The sequence below is a fragment of the bacterium genome (assembly GCA_040755795.1).
Taxonomy (GTDB): domain Bacteria; phylum UBA9089; class CG2-30-40-21; order CG2-30-40-21; family SBAY01; genus JBFLXS01.
The window spans coordinates 41,110-56,028 of record JBFLXS010000003.1 but is presented as its reverse complement, the minus strand read 5'-3'; the positions used below and the strand labels follow the sequence as shown (position 1 = coordinate 56,028).

Here is a 14,919-nt window from a genome sequence, read left to right as displayed (position 1 = left end):
GCGGGAAATTTAATCTTTATGCCTTTCTCCCACCAATAACTGACCGATTACCTCAGCCGAACGGTATTTAATTACCAGTTACCAATTACCAGTTACCAATCACCAGTTACCAGAATCAAATTCCGTGTGTTATTTGTTCAACACGACAATAGGACATCAAAACCAAATTGTTAATCAATCATGAGATGTCGGTCCTCAAAAGCTTGCACTGATGAAAATCCGTGATGGAATCCTGCGACTGGTAAATAGTTTTTAATTTTTTCTCTGCGTCTCTGTGTCTCTGCGGTGAACGCTTACAAATTACACTCGTCAATAAAAAACATATTGAAAAAAAACTCTTGACATATTTTAATTTTAGAATATAATATAAAATTAGTTATGAAGCTATTTTCAAAGACAAAATTAAAGGCTTACTTTTTTACCGGATTATTTACTTCTTTACCAGTAATGGCAACGGTAGTTGTTGGGTGGTTTATTTTAAAGTTTGTTATAAACTTACTAAGTTTGCCTCTTTCTGGTCTTTTAGATTTAAAACTCCCAGCCATTAAATTAATTGTTCCATTAGCCGGCTTAATAATTACGATTATGGTTATTTTAGTCATAGGTCTTTTGATGGCAAGTTTCATTGGGAAGACTATTATTGCGTGGTTTGAGGAACTTTTAGCTCGTGTCCCGATAGTAAGTAATATTTACACAGGTTTTAAGCAATTGATAGAAATATTCCTGATGAGAGGCAAAGAATCCTTTTCACGAGTAGTATTAGTTGAATATCCGCGTAAAGGGATTTACGCCGTAGGATTTATCACCTCAGAGGCAAACCCACAAATAGGCAACTCTACGGGTAAAGAAGTGGTTAATATTTATCTCCCAACAGCGTTAAATATTGCCTCTGGATTTTTAATTGTTGCACCTCTGAGTGAAATTATACCGTTAAATATCTCTGTGGAAGAAGGTTTAAAGTTAGTCATTTCAGGAGGTTTTATTGTTCCTTCAGATAAATTTCAGTTACCAAATGAAGTCTCTCGGATAAAAATATCAGAGAAGGTAGAGGAGATAAGAGGGAATATGAGCAAATTACAAAATTCCAAATCACAAATTCCAAAAGACAAATAAATTCCAATGACCAAAATTCAAAATTCCAAACCATAATAGGACACAGATTTTCGCAGATTATCAGCATAATAAAAAAATTAAATAATTCAGCCACACAGGCATTAACTCGGTTATTCATCGCATTTTATTTGATTCCCGGCACCGACAGGAACAAACCCTGTCCCTACAACAAAAAAATCCGTGTTTCATCCGTGTTCATCTGTGGCTAATATGTTTAAAATCTTGAAAATCTGCGGAATTCATCTTGTGTCTAACAAAAAGAATGAACTTTGGAATTTGGCGATTGGAATTTGGAATTTATTTGGGATTTGGTGCTTGGAATTTGGAATTTTGACTGCATCCGTCTGGTAAAAGATGTAGGTAAAGATTTTAAGCTGGGGGGTAAAACATAAACATAAGTAACTGTAACTGTGGTAAAATCAAGGGTTAATTTTATCCGAGAGCGTTCCAAACTCAAAAGGGGGTGTGATAGCAAATGAAGAAAGATGAGTTAATAAAGAGGGTTGCCTCAAAAATAAATCTTGATAAAAAAGAGGCGAAGCAGGTAGTTGATGTTATTTTAAAGAGTATTATAAATGGATTAAATAAGGACAAGAGATTAGAAATAAGGGGATTAGGCGTTTTTGTGGTAAAAGATAGAGCACCGCGGCAAGGAAGAATAATCTCTACTGGTAAGAAAGTACCTATTCCTGCACGAAGGGTGCCTGTATTTATCCCGGGTAAGATATTGAAAAGAATAGTAAATAAGTAACTATTCACCGCAGAGACGCAGAGGAACAGAGAAAACATGGAAATAAATCAGATAACAGAAAAAATTATTGGTGCAGCAATTGAAATACATAAGACATTAGGTCCATGTCTATTAGAATCTGCATATGAAGAGTGTTTATGTTATGAACTATCTATGGTGGGGGTTAGCTTTCAAAAGACAAGTTGAATTACCTGTAATATATAAAGGATTTAAGTTAGATTGTTTTAATGTTTCTGTTCTAAGAGATGGAATTAAGCGTATAGCCAAGAGATTTTAATTTTTTCTCTGTGTCTCCGCGTCTCTGCGGTGAATAGTTACCATTAATTTAATAATTGAGCGGCCGTAATTCAGTGGTAGAATGCAAGCTTCCCAAGCTTGACGTCGTGGGTTCGAGTCCCATCGGCCGCTCCAGCTATTTGATTTCACTACAAGAGAGCGTTGCAAATAGTTTTTAGTTACGGGGCGGGTTTGGGGTGAGTTTTGGGTGATAAAAGATGCCAAATCTATAAAAAAGAGATAATCTGCTTAGTTGACATCAAGATTTTTTCAACACCCTCAAAAAAATTTGTTGACAAAAATAAAAATTATATGATATACTTTTTTATATAAACTAAACTTTTGCGTTTTTCGCTAACACTTTGTATTTCAATCTCTTGTGTAAATAAGGGGAAATGGGAAAGAGGGGAAAAAGGGAAAAGAAGTATTTTCCTCTAAGTATAAGAAATATAGTTAGTTATACATAAAATTCTTTTTCCTCTTTTTCCAGTTTTTTCCAAATTTCCTTTATTACACCTAAAAAAAATGCAAAAGTTCAAATATAAATGAGATGGTCAAGATACATTTTGCACAAGTCTTTTAACAGAATTATTAGGAGGATGATAAGAAATGACAGATGAAGAACTAAAACCATTCAAGATAGGAGAAAGAGAAGAGATTCAAACTAAACCTATATTTAAAAGAGAGGAGAAAAAAGAAGATTTTGTATTTCATTTTCCCTATCTTCAAAGCCTATTAGACGAAAAAGATGGAGTGGAAAAGATTAAAAGGATTTATGAGAAATCAATGCGAGAGCTAAATTTATCTCTGGAAAAGGCAAAGAATCAAATGGAAAAAGAAAGGGCAATGAAAGTAATGAAGGGTTATGAAACAAGTATGGAATTGATGAACGAATTGGAAAAGATAAAACAAGAATTAGAAACAAAAAGAGTAAATTAAACTATTGCTCTGTCGCCATTCAATTGATGTCCCCCGCTGGCGGGGGATTAAGGGGGTGGAATATGAAATCTGAAATAGAAGAATCCACCCCCTACCCCCGCCAGCGGGGGACAACGGCCAATCAATCACTGGAATGGTGACAGAGCACTATCTCTACGACGGCAGTTAGCTTTACAAAGTGGATTATTTTGTGATATTTAAATAATATTTTATGGTAAAAAGCAACTTTTTTAAAAATACTTCGATAATTTAAATAGAGAACAAAATTTTAAGAGAAAAAGGAGGTATAAAAAAATGGGTATTACAATTGATCCAAACATAGGGATTAATAAAACTATTGGAGATGTAGGTAGACCTACCAAAACGGGTTCAGCTGCCTTTGCGGAGAAATTAGCTGAGGGGGCGAAAGTAGCAGCCGTTACTACCGCAGGGATGGCCGCAGGACCTATTGGAAGCGCTGTAGTAAGCAAATTGTTAGGTGGAAATCAAGACCAGGGAGAGATGATGAATAGTATGATGAAGAGTAATATGGACCTTCTTCAACTCCAAATGCAGATTCAAAATATCTCCCAAACCTTTCAAACACAAAGTAATATTATGAAAACCGATCACGATGCCAGAATGTCTTCTATTAGAAATATTAAAGGATAAAGGTGAATCTATTTATGGAAAAAATTATGGATGTTGATAATGAAGAACTTAGTTGCTTAATGGAGTCAGGTTATTTGAATCTGGCTAAAGGAAGGTTTAAAGAAGCTCAAGATATCTTTGAAGGGGTAGAAATACTGGTTCCAAATAGTGAAGTGGTTCAAATTGCTTTAGGGAATCTATATTTTGATCAGGGCAAGCCAAAAGAAGCTTTATCCTATTTTCAAAAGGCATTAAGCTTAAATCCGGAAGATGGAATTAGCAAAGTCTATGTAGCTAAGGGCCTCTTAGCTAATCAAAAAAGAGAAGAGGCGGTAGCTAAACTCAAAGAGGTAGAGAAACTTGATGCTCAAGAGAGTGCGAAAAATTTGGCTAAATCTTTACTTCAAGCTATTGGAGAAGTAAAATGAGAATTTCGGGAAAACAAGAGTCAGTGCCTTTTATCCTTGAGAATAAGATAGAACAAGAGGATACTACCCAATTTAAAGAAAAGATAAAATCTTCTTTTCAAAATCAGCCAGATAAGATAGATAATTTACAAAAGATAAAAGACCCATTTTTAACAGAAATAGAAAATATTTCAAAACAGTTTAGAGAAAAGAGGATAGATTCTTTACCGGGAGCTATATCTAAAATAGTAGATTGGGTAATAAAAGAACGATTTTGTCATGCAAAGATTAAATTGGGTGAAGCGAATACATTCATTACTAATTTTATTCAATCAGATCCATTACTTTCAAAACAAGTAGAAAAATTGCTTGTTTCATATAAGTAAGTATAATCTTCTGAGCCAGAAGGGAAAAAGAGTAGGAAATTTAAAAAGTGGAGAAAATTGAAGACAAAGAAGAAAGAGTGATAGAATATCTTCCCTATGTCTATCACCTGGCAAGGCAAATATCTCAACATGTACCCGAGGTAGATATTGAAGATTTAGCTGGATACGGAAAGATTGGATTAGTAGAGGCATCGCAGCGGTTTGATCCCAAAAGAGAGGTAAAATTTACTACCTTTGCTTATTATCGAATTAAAGGAGCAATCTATGACGGATTGCGCAAAATGGGGTGGATACCCAGAAGCCAATATAAAAAGCTAAAACTCTTTGAAGAAGGTGCAAATCAGTTCCTGGGAGATTTTCAAGAAAGTAAACAAGAGGTAATAAAAAGAACCACGCAAGAAGAAGCCTTTGAAATAAAAGAGATTATCTCATCTTTAGCTTCTATTTATATTGTTTCCTTAGAGAGTCTAAGAGAACAGGAGGGCAAAAAAGATAAAGATTTTATGGTCACAAATGAGGCAAATCCTCATGAGATATATGAAACAAAAGAATGTTTTGAATTACTAAAACAAGCCAGGAAAAAACTTTCTTCGATAGAGAATGAGGTAATTGAACTGTATTATTATCAAGGACTTACATTTGAGGCAATAGGAGAAAGATTAGGATTTTCTAAATCATGGACTTCTCGAATTCATACCAATGCGATAAAAAAATTAAATCAATTAATGGTCTAAAATATTTAAGAAAGGAAGGTGAGAAAGATGAGTCTCCCAATATCCAGCATACCTGTAAAGATACCCAGTGAAGCAATTAGTCCAGAGGTAACTCAACAATTACCTAAATCTAACTTCCATCAGTTGATGGAAAAAGTGGCGAATGTTGAACCTACTTCCTTATCTTCTGAAGATACTCTGTTATCGCAAAAGGTAGAACAAAGCAGTAGAAATGAGATGATTGAAGGAGTAGGTAAAGTTGCTATTGATTTAAACAACTCTTATCAGAGATTAGATGAAATAAACCGCCTCCTTTTTAGTGGTACAAGAACATTTATGCCCCAAGAGCTTTTAGCTCTTCAAGCCGAAGTTTATCGCCTCTCGCAGGAGATTGAACTGGTAAGTAAAGCGGTAGGGAAAACGGCTGATGGATTAAAAACAATTATGCAGACGCAGGTTTAGGCTATTATTAAGGAAAGTATTATGGAACGAGATAAAAAAAATAAACTTAAAGAGGTAAAATTAAGTTTTCTTATCTTATCTATTTTAGTCTTAACCGGTTGTGGGACGGTAGAATTACATCATGGTCTGAGTGAAGATGAAGCGAACAAAATATTAGTTGTGCTCCACAATCATAATATTTATGCCAAAAAGATAAAAGAAGAAAGCAAAAGGGAGATAAAATGGAAAGTAGTCGTAAAAGAGAGTCAAGCAAAAGCAGCCTGCAGATTACTTCAAGACTATAAATTACCTGGAGAAAAGGAAAAAGGGGTAACTGAAATCTTTAGTAATACTAATTTAATTCCTACTCCCACTGAAGAAAAAGCCCTTTTTCTTCAATCCCTCTGCGGAGAAATCTCTAAGACATTAAAAACTATAAGCGGTGTAGTTAATGCCAGGGTTCATATCTCTATGCCAGAGACAAATCTATTCTATGAAGACGAGAGTCAAAGACCAAAACCCACTGCTTCTGTCCTTATAGAATATGAGGGGGAGAGGATAGTGAGGAGAGAATCTATCCAAAACTTAGTAGCTAACGCGGTAGAAGGATTATCACCTAAAAATGTAGCGGTAATTGTTTTATTCCGTCAGCCTAAGCTTAGTTCAGAAGCAAAAAACAGTCTCATCCCCTTTTCATATCTCCCAATAATAATTGGCGTTCTTCTTATTCTCATTGTAGTTATCTCTATCTTTTTAGTGATAAGTGTGATAAAGATCCAGAGTTTAAAGCGAAAAATTTCTCAATACCAAACCTGATAATCAACAGGAGAAATTATATGTTCTCTCTCACTAACCTAACAGAAAAAGAAAGAAGTTTACAAGTATTATTAGTAATTGAGGAGAAATGGTGTGATGAATTACTTCACTACCTTCCAGTGAATAGAGAAGCAATTTTTAAACAACAATGTGATAAATTGTTAAATCTCTCTCAAGATGAAAGAAAAAGGTTCTTATCAGAGGAACTACAGTATCTCCAAAATCAAAAAAAACTTTTCAAAATAGAAGAAATACACCCTACCTGGTTAGCTAAAAATCTCCAAAAAGAACGACCATTTATTATTAGTTTTATTCTAAAGCATCTTCCTCCTAATAAAAGAAACGACATTTTAGCTATCTTTTCTGAGAAATTGAAAGAGAATCTTTCTCTATCTCCTCTCAAATCGGTAAATATATCTTCAGAGATGTCTAAAATAATAAGAAAAAAGTTTGAAAATAGGTTTATTTCAATGAAAAACTTAGGCGGAAAGGTTAGTAAGATAGTTTTATTAAAAGAAGAGAATTTTTTAAAATTTATCAGAGAAATAGGACTGAGAGAAGTAGCTAGAGCCATTAAAGGAATTAATGAAAATGACTGGACACAATTATACTATAGTCTCCATAGAAAAGAGAGAGAAGAACTTTCTATAAAAATGAGAGAATTAACACAGATAGATAATGAAGAGATTAAATTCTCTCAAGAAAGATTTGGCACCTGGATAACTTATGTTAAGAAAACCTTTCATCAGATAGAAGATCTTTTTAAAGAGGTGGGTCTGCTGATATTATCTGCGCTATTATTGGGTGAAAATAAACAGGTAATTACCCAAATCTGTCAAAAACTTCCCATTGAAGATGCAGAAAAAATATACCTCTATTTAAAAGAACCCAAGTTCACCCTTGCCCAACAGGAAAAAGATAAACTATATAAATTAATTGAATCTGTGATAGAAGAATAAGGATAAAAATATGACTGACGATAAGAGGGTAAATTTTAAAAAGATGTTAAAAAAAGCAGATGAATTAGAAGAGGTCTATGAAGGTAAGAAGGTAGGCAGAATATGGCAAAAAGAACAAAGACCAAAGATTGTTGATGATTTTCTTAGGCAAAAGGAAAAGATAATTAAAGGAGAAAAATGTGGTTTTTCCAAGACACCTCTTAAAATGGAAAAAGACAAGGTGATAAAAGCACCAGTTATTTTAGCTCAGGAGAGGGCAGAGAAGATTATTGAGCAGGCAAATAAAGAAGTAGAGATGATTAAAAGCCAGGCAGAAAAAGAAAAAGAATTAGCTATCACCCAGGGGTATGAAAAAGGTTATCAAGAAGGATTAGCTCAGGTTACAGAACTCCTCCTTAAGGCAAAGGAGGAAAGAAAAAGATGGTTCACCTCCGCGGAACCTAAGCTGGTTGAATTGTCCATAAAAATTGCTAAAAAGATAATTGGTCAAGAGCTTAACTTAGACCAATGGAAAATTACAACCATTGTGAAAGAAGCACTTCAAGCAGTTAAAGAACAAGAAAGGATAATTATACGCGTCAACGCGGACGATATTGAAAAATTAAAGGTAAGAAAAAATGACCTTCTTAACACCTTAGAAAAAGCAAGAGATATAGAATTTAAAACAGATTCAGAAATAGCCTTAGATGGTTGTGTCATTGAAACAGAGATAGGGAGGATAGATGCTCAAATAGATACCCAGTTATCAGTGATAGAAAAGACCCTTTTGTCTTTAGGAAGGTGATAAATATGGGGATGTTAGAGGAAGCTATTAAAATGATAGATGGTATTGCTCCTCTACGCGTAGTAGGGAAGGTGATTGAGGTAACAGGAATAACAGTTAAGGTTTCTGTTCCTCAGGTGCAGATAGGAGATATTTGCTATATTAAAAAATCTAAGGAAAATCTCTTAGTTAAAGCTGAAGTAGTGGGATTTGATCAAAACAAGACTATCTTGATGCCTTTAGGAGATATTAGTGGCATTGGAGTAGGGAATGAAGTCATTCCCACTTACCGGCCTTTTACAGTAAAGGTAGGAAATGAATTATTAGGCAGGATATTAAATGGATTAGGTGAACCTATGGATATTGAAACAAAGGGGCCATTCCTCTCGATGGAAGAATATCCAGTCTATAATTCGCCACCCAACCCGCTCCAAAGAAAACGCATCACCAGGGCATTATCTATGGGAGTAAAAGCAATTGATGGTTTGTTAACCTGTGGTGAAGGTCAACGCATGGGCTTTTTTGCCGCAGCTGGGGTAGGAAAAAGCACCCTTATGGGTATGATTGCTCGCAATACCAAAGCAGAGGTGAATGTCATTGGCTTGATAGGTGAAAGAGGCAGAGAAGTAAATGATTTTTTGGAAAAGGAGTTAGGGGAAGAAGGATTAAAGCGTTCGGTAGTAGTGGTATCTACCTCAGATCAACCATCTTTAGTTAGATTAAAGGCAAGTTATGTTGCTACTACTATTGCCGAATATTTCCGAGACCAGGGGAAACAGGTAATTCTTATGTTGGATTCGATTACTCGATTTGCCCGAGCGCAACGAGAAGTAGGCTTAGCCGCCGGAGAACCTCCTGCACGACAAGGATTTCCTCCCTCTGTTTTCGCTATCTTACCTAAACTATTAGAACGAGCAGGAAATTCTGATAAAGGCTCCATTACCGCCTTCTATACTATCCTGGTTGAAGGAGATGATATGACCGAACCTATAGCTGATGAAGTAAGAGCAATCTTAGATGGACATATTATTCTCACTCGAGATTTAGCCAGCAAAGGACACTATCCGGCTATCAATGTTTGTGAAAGTATCAGTCGGGTAATGGATAATATCATTTCTGAAAAACATCTACAAGCGGCAAGAAAATTAAGAGAGGTCATTGCTACTTATGAGAAGAATAAAGAGTTGATTAAGATTGGCGCCTATGAAGAGGGTTCTGATCCAGAGGTGGATTATGCCCTCCGTAAGATAAAGGAGGTAAATAATTTCTTACAACAAAAAGTTGAAGAAAAGATAAGTTTTGAAGAAGAAATAGAAGGATTAGTAGCAATATTTGCATAGGAGTATTATGCTTATGAAAGATTCAGCTTATCCACTTCAACGCCTCTTAGAAATTAAAATAAAAAAAGAGGAAGAAGCTACACTTGAAATGGCTGAGGAAAAATCAAAACTTAAACAAGAAGAGGAAAAAGAAAGATTGCTCAAAACAGAAAAAGAAAAGGTGCAACAACAATTACAAAACCTTTCTGACGAAATTAATGAAAATTTATTTCAAAATTCGATGATGATATACGAAATTGCCCAATATCGAAATTATAAGCAAGCCCTTGAGAATAAAATAGTAGAGATAGAAAAGGATATTGACCAACAGCAGATAAAGGTAAAAAAGGCGCAGCTTAGGGTCAACCAAGCCAGAGAAAAACTCATTCAAGCCTGTAAAGAACGGCAAGTAATTGAAAAACATAAAGAGAATTGGTTAACTCAAATAAAGAAGCAAATACTTAAAAAAGAACAAAAAGAACAAGATGAGATTGGTGGACTTCGTTACTCATTTAAAGATAGACTTTAGAAGGAGAAGCGGATATAAACCTGCGACTCACATAAGAGGATGAAATCTTGTTCCTGACATGCGCAGGAAGAGGCATATCCGTGTCCGTTGTCCGCTTTTCGTTCCACAGCTCACGGACAACGGTCTTTTTCAGGAGAAACGCTCATGAATCTGCGACTCACAAAGGACGATGAAAATGTAGTTTTGCAAGTCAAGCAATTACAACAAGTTACAGACATTTTCAGGAGAAACGCTCATGAACCGTGGGTTCACAAATGAGGATGAAAATAGTGGTAGGAGATAGAAGGTAGGAGGTAAGGAGATAGGTGTGAGGAGTGATGTTTTTTTTACTTTCTACTTTCTACTCTCTATTTTCTACTTACTTATTTTCAGGAGAAGATTATGAAACAGATTGACTCAACAAAGGACATTTCAACTATTAGCTCAACTTATCCTTCTGCGGGAGAAAAAAAAGAAAAGTCAGAAATTTCTCCTCCCAAAAAACCATTTGCCACATTTATTAAAAAGGAAGATACTCAACTACCCGTGTCTAACCTGAAGACTATTTCTCACACAAACATAGGGCATTTAAGTCAATCACCCGAGTTTGATAAAAAAAAGCAGATTTCTACCCCTCAAATAAACCAGGAAGCTGTTATCTTAGGCCAAATAATGCCTGCTATCTTGACTAAACCACCCGAGGTTGTTCAAGCACCCTCTCCTTCCTTGACCAAATTAAGCTTAGACCAAATATTACCCCCGCAGGAAATTGATAAGATTGTCCAAAGTGTAAGGGTAGGTACCAATGAACTTGGTCGCACTGAGTTTCAATTTGACCTAAAAACCGAGATATTAGGAGGACTGAAATTAAAGATAAGTAACAGTCAAGAAGGAAAGGTCTCTATCTCGTTTATTACGAACTCGGATGATATTCAAAATCTAATTGAATCTAATAAAACCTTGTTAGAAAATAATTTCATAAAAAGGGGATTAATGATAGAACAAATATTTATCGGACCATCTCATTCAGGCAAAGATTCTTCCTCCTATGATGAGAAAAAACAACATTCACCAGAAATAGAAACCTCCTCAGATGATATATCAATTAAACGAGTAAGGAAAAAAGAGTATATTTCAATTTACCCAGGATCAAATAATACCAGAGATTATACAGTATGAGGGGAAAATGAAGAATACCAAAAATATAACCCTGTTTTCATTTAACCACCTGCCCAGGATAACTTATGATGAACTATACTTGATAAAAGGGTTCTCAGATTATTTATCAGCAACTAATTTTGAAGATGATTTTATTAAAAAACTTTGCCTGGCTTTAGAAGAATATATGCACACTCCAGTAAAGATTAAGATTATAAAAATAAAAAGGGAGTCTTTTGAAGGGTATAAAAACACCTTGCCTGAATTTCCAGTTTGTGGGATAATCAATATCTATGCCTTAGATAAAAAAGTAGGAGTAGAAATCGATCCCGAATTATCCCTCTGTCTTATCAATAGATTATTAAACTTAAATGAAAAAGAAGAAAACCTTTGTTTATCTAAGCCATTAACGGATATTGAGGAAGGAATATTAGAGTATCTTTTGCTTAAAGTAATGCGTTTTCTTCATCAATCTTTAACCATAGAACTTCGATTAGAAAGATTAAGCACTCATTCAGAAGATTTAAATCTTTTAATTAGGGATGGCGACTTAGAGGTAGTAATTATGCTCTTTGAGATTAGTCTCGGAGAGGAAAAAGGATTTGTTAACTTATTATTTCCTTTAAGTTTAGTTCAAAGTCTGTTAATAGAGTCTAATAAAAAATCTTCAGGGTTTTTTGAGCATTCAAGATGGGTTCAAATAGAAGATTTAACCATACCGGTTAGGGCACAAATAGGAGAAGTCAGTCTCTCCTTTCAAGATATAGAAAACCTGGAGATAAATGATGTAATATTGTTAGATAAATATACCATAGAGGTAGGTGAAAGGGGATTAAAAGGAGAGGTATCTTTTCAAATAGGAGAGGGTAATATAGAAAGGGTAAAGGGAGAAATAGTCTCAGCTGATAATGGCTGTGTAAAGATTAAAATTACCCAACTTTAGTTACCACTGAATGATGCAAAAAGGAGTGTCAGGATGGAGAAAAACAAATCAGATCAATTTTCAATTCCAACAGAAGGAACTGTAGAGAATAGTTTAGATAAAAGTAAACAATTACTTAAAGAGATTGTTGTTCCACTTTCAGTTCAGTTAGGACAAACAAAGATATCCATTAAAGAAATTGGTCAATTCAAGATAGGAGATATTATTGAGTTGCACAAAAAGGAATCTCCAGTGTTAGTGGAACTCTGGTCTCAAGAGAAATTATTAGCCATGGGAGAGTTAGTTAATATAGAAGGGGAGTTAGGAGTACGAGTAATAGATCTTGTAAGCTTTAATCTGGGAGAGAAAGAATGAGCGAGACATTAAATTTTGGTATGGTGTGTTTACGAATGGTAGTGGCGCTGGGGATTGTGTGTGTGGTGGCTTACTTTATCCTCTCAAAGATTGTGCCCAGAGCAATGAGAGCAAATCTGGGAACAGGAAGGATGATAAAGGTTGTTGACTATTTTAGATTAGAGCCTAAAAAAACACTTTACATTATAGAGGTAGAAGGAGAGTATATTCTTATTGGAGTAACTGAACAGATGATTAGCCCTCTTGTTTTAACCCAACTTAATCAAGAAGCGATAAAAAAAGTTGTCTCTCAACAAACTCAACAATTACAGGCTAATAAAAGACAGGAGAAACCGGGCATGTCCCGCTGGGACACAAAGGACGATGAAAATATAAGGAAGGATGCGGGCAGGGCTGCTGAAGTCAAGCAACGCAGACTAAAGCTTGCAGATACCAGCCTTCCCGAACCCCGAGTCCCGAGTCCCGATTTTCAGGAGAATAATGATGATAGCAAGAAGGAGAAGTAATATCCTAATTTTTTTAGTCATTACCGTGATTCCCCTTTTTTCTCATGCTATTGTTTTTGCTCAAGAGACGCCGGTGATAAGTCGTCCTTTTGCTTTAATTATTGCTTTAGCAGTTTTATCATTAGCGCCATTTATTTTGATTATGATGACCTCTTTTGTGAAAATAGCAGTTGTTCTTTCCATTTTGCGAAGTGCTTTAGGCACCCAACAAATTCCTCCCACCCAGGTTATTACAGGATTAGCCTTTATTTTAACTATATTTATAATGACTCCTGTGGGTTTAGAAATACATCGAGAGGTAAAAGATATTATCAAAAGTCCTACTAACCAAATCTTTTCTGATACCTCATTTGGTTTGGTGGCAAAGGCATGGACAGCAGGACGAGAACCACTGAGGGAATTTTTAAAAAAACATGCCCATCAAAAAGAACGATTACTCTTCTATTCCTTAAGTAAACGCATGCGTAAAGCAGAAGACAGAAAAATGCTTACTCCCAAAGACTTCTCTGTGCTTATCCCTGCATTTGTGATAAGTGAATTAAAGGAAGCATTTCAGATTGGGTTTATCATCTTTGTCCCTTTTATTGTGATTGATATGGTCATCTCAAATATTCTTTTAGCCATGGGGATGTTTATGCTCTCTCCTACCGTCATCTCTTTACCGTTTAAACTTCTCTTGTTTGTATTAGTTGACGGCTGGGGTTTGATTACTAAAGGATTAATTATAGGCTATCTCTAATTTTATCTTTCAGGAGGAATTTCGATGGAGAATTTAGTGCTTAAGATTTCCAGAGAGGCACTTTTGTTGGTTTTGATTCTTTCAGGGCCACCTGTGTTAATAAGTCTGATTGTGGGTTTGATTATTAGCATTTTTCAAGCTGCTACCCAGATCCAGGAACAAACTATAACCTTTGTCCCAAAGATAATAGTGGTTTTCCTTACACTCATCATCTGTGGTAATTGGTTAATGGAATTGATGGTTAGATTTACTAACAACCTCTTTACTACTTTTCCAAACTATATTAAGTAATTTTTGGGAAATTTGTTCAAGTGGTGGTAAATTAGAGAAGGGAAAGGATAATAACTATATGGAATGGATAATCATAAATTTTTTTAAATATCACGGCATAGATATATATAGAAGTTTGGCTATAGCAGGGCTTATTTTTGCTCGGTTACTGGGCACTATCTTTCAAACCCCATTTTTAGGTGGTCGGTTAGTTCCACCTCAAATTAAAGTAGGGACAAGTATTATCCTTCTCTTTGTCTTTTATCCTATGGTGGCTGATAATATCCAGGGGGAGTTACCTACAGGTGCCCTTCCCTTATTTTTTCTCTGGCTAAAAGAACTCTGGGTAGGGTTTACTATTGGTTTTGTTGCTTCTTTAATCTTTTTTGCGGTTCAATCATGTGGTAGATTTATTGACCTTCAACGGGGTTCTACCATGGCTAATATAATGGATCCCTATCTGGCTACCCAAGCCTCTCCGCTGGGAGAGTTCTTATTCCAAGTAATGATAGTTGTCATTTTAGCCATTAATGGACATCATTTCTTTTTTTATGCCTTTGCCAGGGGTTTTCAGATAATTCCTATTAACAGTTTCCCGGTAATTCCTCCTGGAATTACCCCTTTGGTAGAATTAATTCTTAAATTAAGTGGAAATATTTTCTTGATTTCTCTAACCTTAGCGGCTCCAGCATTAGTGACATTATTCTTAATTGATGTAGGATTAGGTATTGTCAATCGTGTTGCCCCTCAGATTCAGGTTTTTTTCTTAGGTATGCCAATAAAAGCAATGATGGGTGTATTGATGTTACTCCTTGCTTTTGCCTTGATGCTAAGACAGATGGAGAGGTATTTAGACCTGATGCTTCAAGATGTTTATCAGGGAATTAAATTTTTGGGTGGATGAAGCAACTTTTTCAAGATAGTGCCG

At 35.4% G+C, this 14,919-nt stretch carries 21 protein-coding genes and 1 tRNA gene; all 22 read left to right on the top strand.

The window, feature by feature from the left end; all coding sequences use genetic code 11:
* Positions 1–378: 378 nt before the first annotated feature.
* On the top strand, positions 379–1,113 hold the full coding sequence (locus AB1414_00370; protein MEW6605889.1) for a DUF502 domain-containing protein: 735 nt from the start codon (positions 379–381) through the stop codon (positions 1,111–1,113).
* Between the two features lie 475 nt (positions 1,114–1,588).
* Positions 1,589–1,864 (top strand): HU family DNA-binding protein, encoded by a 276-nt coding sequence (locus tag AB1414_00365; GenBank protein MEW6605888.1) that lies wholly within the window; start codon positions 1,589–1,591, stop codon positions 1,862–1,864.
* Between the two features lie 36 nt (positions 1,865–1,900).
* Positions 1,901–2,050: a GxxExxY protein gene (locus AB1414_00360; GenBank protein ID MEW6605887.1), complete on the top strand. Its 150-nt coding sequence runs from the start codon at positions 1,901–1,903 to the stop codon at positions 2,048–2,050.
* A gap of 150 nt (positions 2,051–2,200) precedes the next feature.
* Positions 2,201–2,275: transfer RNA gene (locus tag AB1414_00355), tRNA-Gly, on the top strand.
* A 474-nt stretch (positions 2,276–2,749) separates the two neighbouring features.
* A complete protein-coding gene (locus tag AB1414_00350; protein MEW6605886.1) occupies positions 2,750–3,079 on the top strand; it encodes a hypothetical protein in 330 nt (109 codons plus the stop codon).
* Between the two features lie 294 nt (positions 3,080–3,373).
* Positions 3,374–3,730, top strand: a complete 357-nt coding sequence (locus AB1414_00345) for a hypothetical protein (GenBank protein ID MEW6605885.1) — start codon at positions 3,374–3,376, stop codon at positions 3,728–3,730.
* 14 nt (positions 3,731–3,744) lie between these two features.
* A complete protein-coding gene (locus AB1414_00340; protein ID MEW6605884.1) occupies positions 3,745–4,137 on the top strand; it encodes a tetratricopeptide repeat protein in 393 nt (130 codons plus the stop codon).
* The gene (locus AB1414_00335; protein MEW6605883.1) at positions 4,134–4,502 is read left to right on the top strand and encodes a hypothetical protein; all 369 of its coding nucleotides are present in this window, start codon (positions 4,134–4,136) and stop codon (positions 4,500–4,502) included. The genes AB1414_00340 and AB1414_00335 overlap by 4 nt, the downstream gene beginning before the upstream one ends.
* Positions 4,503–4,549: 47 nt before the next feature.
* Positions 4,550–5,236, top strand: coding sequence for a sigma-70 family RNA polymerase sigma factor (locus tag AB1414_00330; GenBank protein MEW6605882.1), 687 nt, complete (start codon positions 4,550–4,552; stop codon positions 5,234–5,236).
* Positions 5,237–5,263: 27 nt separating this feature from the next.
* Positions 5,264–5,677 carry a type III secretion system inner rod subunit SctI gene (gene sctI / locus AB1414_00325; GenBank protein ID MEW6605881.1) on the top strand — a complete coding sequence of 138 codons (414 nt, stop codon included), beginning with the start codon at positions 5,264–5,266 and terminating at the stop codon, positions 5,675–5,677.
* Between the two features lie 21 nt (positions 5,678–5,698).
* Positions 5,699–6,472 carry a hypothetical protein gene (locus AB1414_00320; protein MEW6605880.1) on the top strand — a complete coding sequence of 258 codons (774 nt, stop codon included), beginning with the start codon at positions 5,699–5,701 and terminating at the stop codon, positions 6,470–6,472.
* Between the two features lie 20 nt (positions 6,473–6,492).
* Complete coding sequence (locus AB1414_00315) at positions 6,493–7,431, top strand: hypothetical protein (GenBank protein ID MEW6605879.1); 939 nt, start codon at positions 6,493–6,495, stop codon at positions 7,429–7,431.
* Positions 7,432–7,441: 10 nt separating this feature from the next.
* On the top strand, positions 7,442–8,215 hold the full coding sequence (locus AB1414_00310; GenBank protein MEW6605878.1) for a FliH/SctL family protein: 774 nt from the start codon (positions 7,442–7,444) through the stop codon (positions 8,213–8,215).
* A gap of 5 nt (positions 8,216–8,220) precedes the next feature.
* Positions 8,221–9,534, top strand: a complete 1,314-nt coding sequence (gene fliI / locus AB1414_00305; GenBank protein MEW6605877.1) for a flagellar protein export ATPase FliI — start codon at positions 8,221–8,223, stop codon at positions 9,532–9,534.
* 13 nt (positions 9,535–9,547) lie between these two features.
* Positions 9,548–10,042, top strand: a complete 495-nt coding sequence (locus AB1414_00300) for a hypothetical protein (protein MEW6605876.1) — start codon at positions 9,548–9,550, stop codon at positions 10,040–10,042.
* A 381-nt stretch (positions 10,043–10,423) separates the two neighbouring features.
* The gene (locus AB1414_00295) at positions 10,424–11,200 is read left to right on the top strand and encodes a hypothetical protein (protein ID MEW6605875.1); all 777 of its coding nucleotides are present in this window, start codon (positions 10,424–10,426) and stop codon (positions 11,198–11,200) included.
* A 7-nt stretch (positions 11,201–11,207) separates the two neighbouring features.
* Positions 11,208–12,122, top strand: a complete 915-nt coding sequence (locus AB1414_00290) for a FliM/FliN family flagellar motor switch protein (protein ID MEW6605874.1) — start codon at positions 11,208–11,210, stop codon at positions 12,120–12,122.
* A 33-nt stretch (positions 12,123–12,155) separates the two neighbouring features.
* Positions 12,156–12,476 (top strand): FliM/FliN family flagellar motor C-terminal domain-containing protein, encoded by a 321-nt coding sequence (locus AB1414_00285; GenBank protein ID MEW6605873.1) that lies wholly within the window; start codon positions 12,156–12,158, stop codon positions 12,474–12,476.
* Positions 12,473–12,982 carry a flagellar biosynthetic protein FliO gene (locus AB1414_00280; protein ID MEW6605872.1) on the top strand — a complete coding sequence of 170 codons (510 nt, stop codon included), beginning with the start codon at positions 12,473–12,475 and terminating at the stop codon, positions 12,980–12,982. Before AB1414_00285 ends, AB1414_00280 begins: the two co-directional genes overlap by 4 nt.
* On the top strand, positions 12,957–13,721 hold the full coding sequence (sctR, locus tag AB1414_00275; GenBank protein MEW6605871.1) for a type III secretion system export apparatus subunit SctR: 765 nt from the start codon (positions 12,957–12,959) through the stop codon (positions 13,719–13,721). The genes AB1414_00280 and sctR overlap by 26 nt, the downstream gene beginning before the upstream one ends.
* A gap of 24 nt (positions 13,722–13,745) precedes the next feature.
* Positions 13,746–14,012, top strand: a complete 267-nt coding sequence (fliQ, locus tag AB1414_00270) for a flagellar biosynthesis protein FliQ (GenBank protein MEW6605870.1) — start codon at positions 13,746–13,748, stop codon at positions 14,010–14,012.
* A gap of 58 nt (positions 14,013–14,070) precedes the next feature.
* Positions 14,071–14,895, top strand: coding sequence for a flagellar biosynthetic protein FliR (gene fliR, locus AB1414_00265; protein MEW6605869.1), 825 nt, complete (start codon positions 14,071–14,073; stop codon positions 14,893–14,895).
* The last annotated feature ends 24 nt before the right edge of the window (positions 14,896–14,919 follow it).

What these genes read in the sequence shown, in the direction of transcription:
- AB1414_00370 (MEW6605889.1), top strand. Translation starts at nt 379, where the DNA reads ATGAAGCTATTTTCAAAGACAAAATTAAAGGCTTACTTTTTTACCGGA.
- AB1414_00365 (MEW6605888.1), top strand. Translation starts at nt 1,589, where the DNA reads ATGAAGAAAGATGAGTTAATAAAGAGGGTTGCCTCAAAAATAAATCTT.
- AB1414_00360 (MEW6605887.1), top strand. Translation starts at nt 1,901, where the DNA reads ATGGAAATAAATCAGATAACAGAAAAAATTATTGGTGCAGCAATTGAA.
- AB1414_00350 (MEW6605886.1), top strand. Translation starts at nt 2,750, where the DNA reads ATGACAGATGAAGAACTAAAACCATTCAAGATAGGAGAAAGAGAAGAG.
- AB1414_00345 (MEW6605885.1), top strand. Translation starts at nt 3,374, where the DNA reads ATGGGTATTACAATTGATCCAAACATAGGGATTAATAAAACTATTGGA.
- AB1414_00340 (MEW6605884.1), top strand. Translation starts at nt 3,745, where the DNA reads ATGGAAAAAATTATGGATGTTGATAATGAAGAACTTAGTTGCTTAATG.
- AB1414_00335 (MEW6605883.1), top strand. Translation starts at nt 4,134, where the DNA reads ATGAGAATTTCGGGAAAACAAGAGTCAGTGCCTTTTATCCTTGAGAAT.
- sctI (MEW6605881.1), top strand. Translation starts at nt 5,264, where the DNA reads ATGAGTCTCCCAATATCCAGCATACCTGTAAAGATACCCAGTGAAGCA.
- AB1414_00320 (MEW6605880.1), top strand. Translation starts at nt 5,699, where the DNA reads ATGGAACGAGATAAAAAAAATAAACTTAAAGAGGTAAAATTAAGTTTT.
- AB1414_00315 (MEW6605879.1), top strand. Translation starts at nt 6,493, where the DNA reads ATGTTCTCTCTCACTAACCTAACAGAAAAAGAAAGAAGTTTACAAGTA.
- AB1414_00310 (MEW6605878.1), top strand. Translation starts at nt 7,442, where the DNA reads ATGACTGACGATAAGAGGGTAAATTTTAAAAAGATGTTAAAAAAAGCA.
- fliI (MEW6605877.1), top strand. Translation starts at nt 8,221, where the DNA reads ATGGGGATGTTAGAGGAAGCTATTAAAATGATAGATGGTATTGCTCCT.
- AB1414_00300 (MEW6605876.1), top strand. Translation starts at nt 9,548, where the DNA reads ATGAAAGATTCAGCTTATCCACTTCAACGCCTCTTAGAAATTAAAATA.
- AB1414_00295 (MEW6605875.1), top strand. Translation starts at nt 10,424, where the DNA reads ATGAAACAGATTGACTCAACAAAGGACATTTCAACTATTAGCTCAACT.
- AB1414_00290 (MEW6605874.1), top strand. Translation starts at nt 11,208, where the DNA reads ATGAAGAATACCAAAAATATAACCCTGTTTTCATTTAACCACCTGCCC.
- AB1414_00285 (MEW6605873.1), top strand. Translation starts at nt 12,156, where the DNA reads ATGGAGAAAAACAAATCAGATCAATTTTCAATTCCAACAGAAGGAACT.
- AB1414_00280 (MEW6605872.1), top strand. Translation starts at nt 12,473, where the DNA reads ATGAGCGAGACATTAAATTTTGGTATGGTGTGTTTACGAATGGTAGTG.
- sctR (MEW6605871.1), top strand. Translation starts at nt 12,957, where the DNA reads ATGATGATAGCAAGAAGGAGAAGTAATATCCTAATTTTTTTAGTCATT.
- fliQ (MEW6605870.1), top strand. Translation starts at nt 13,746, where the DNA reads ATGGAGAATTTAGTGCTTAAGATTTCCAGAGAGGCACTTTTGTTGGTT.
- fliR (MEW6605869.1), top strand. Translation starts at nt 14,071, where the DNA reads ATGGAATGGATAATCATAAATTTTTTTAAATATCACGGCATAGATATA.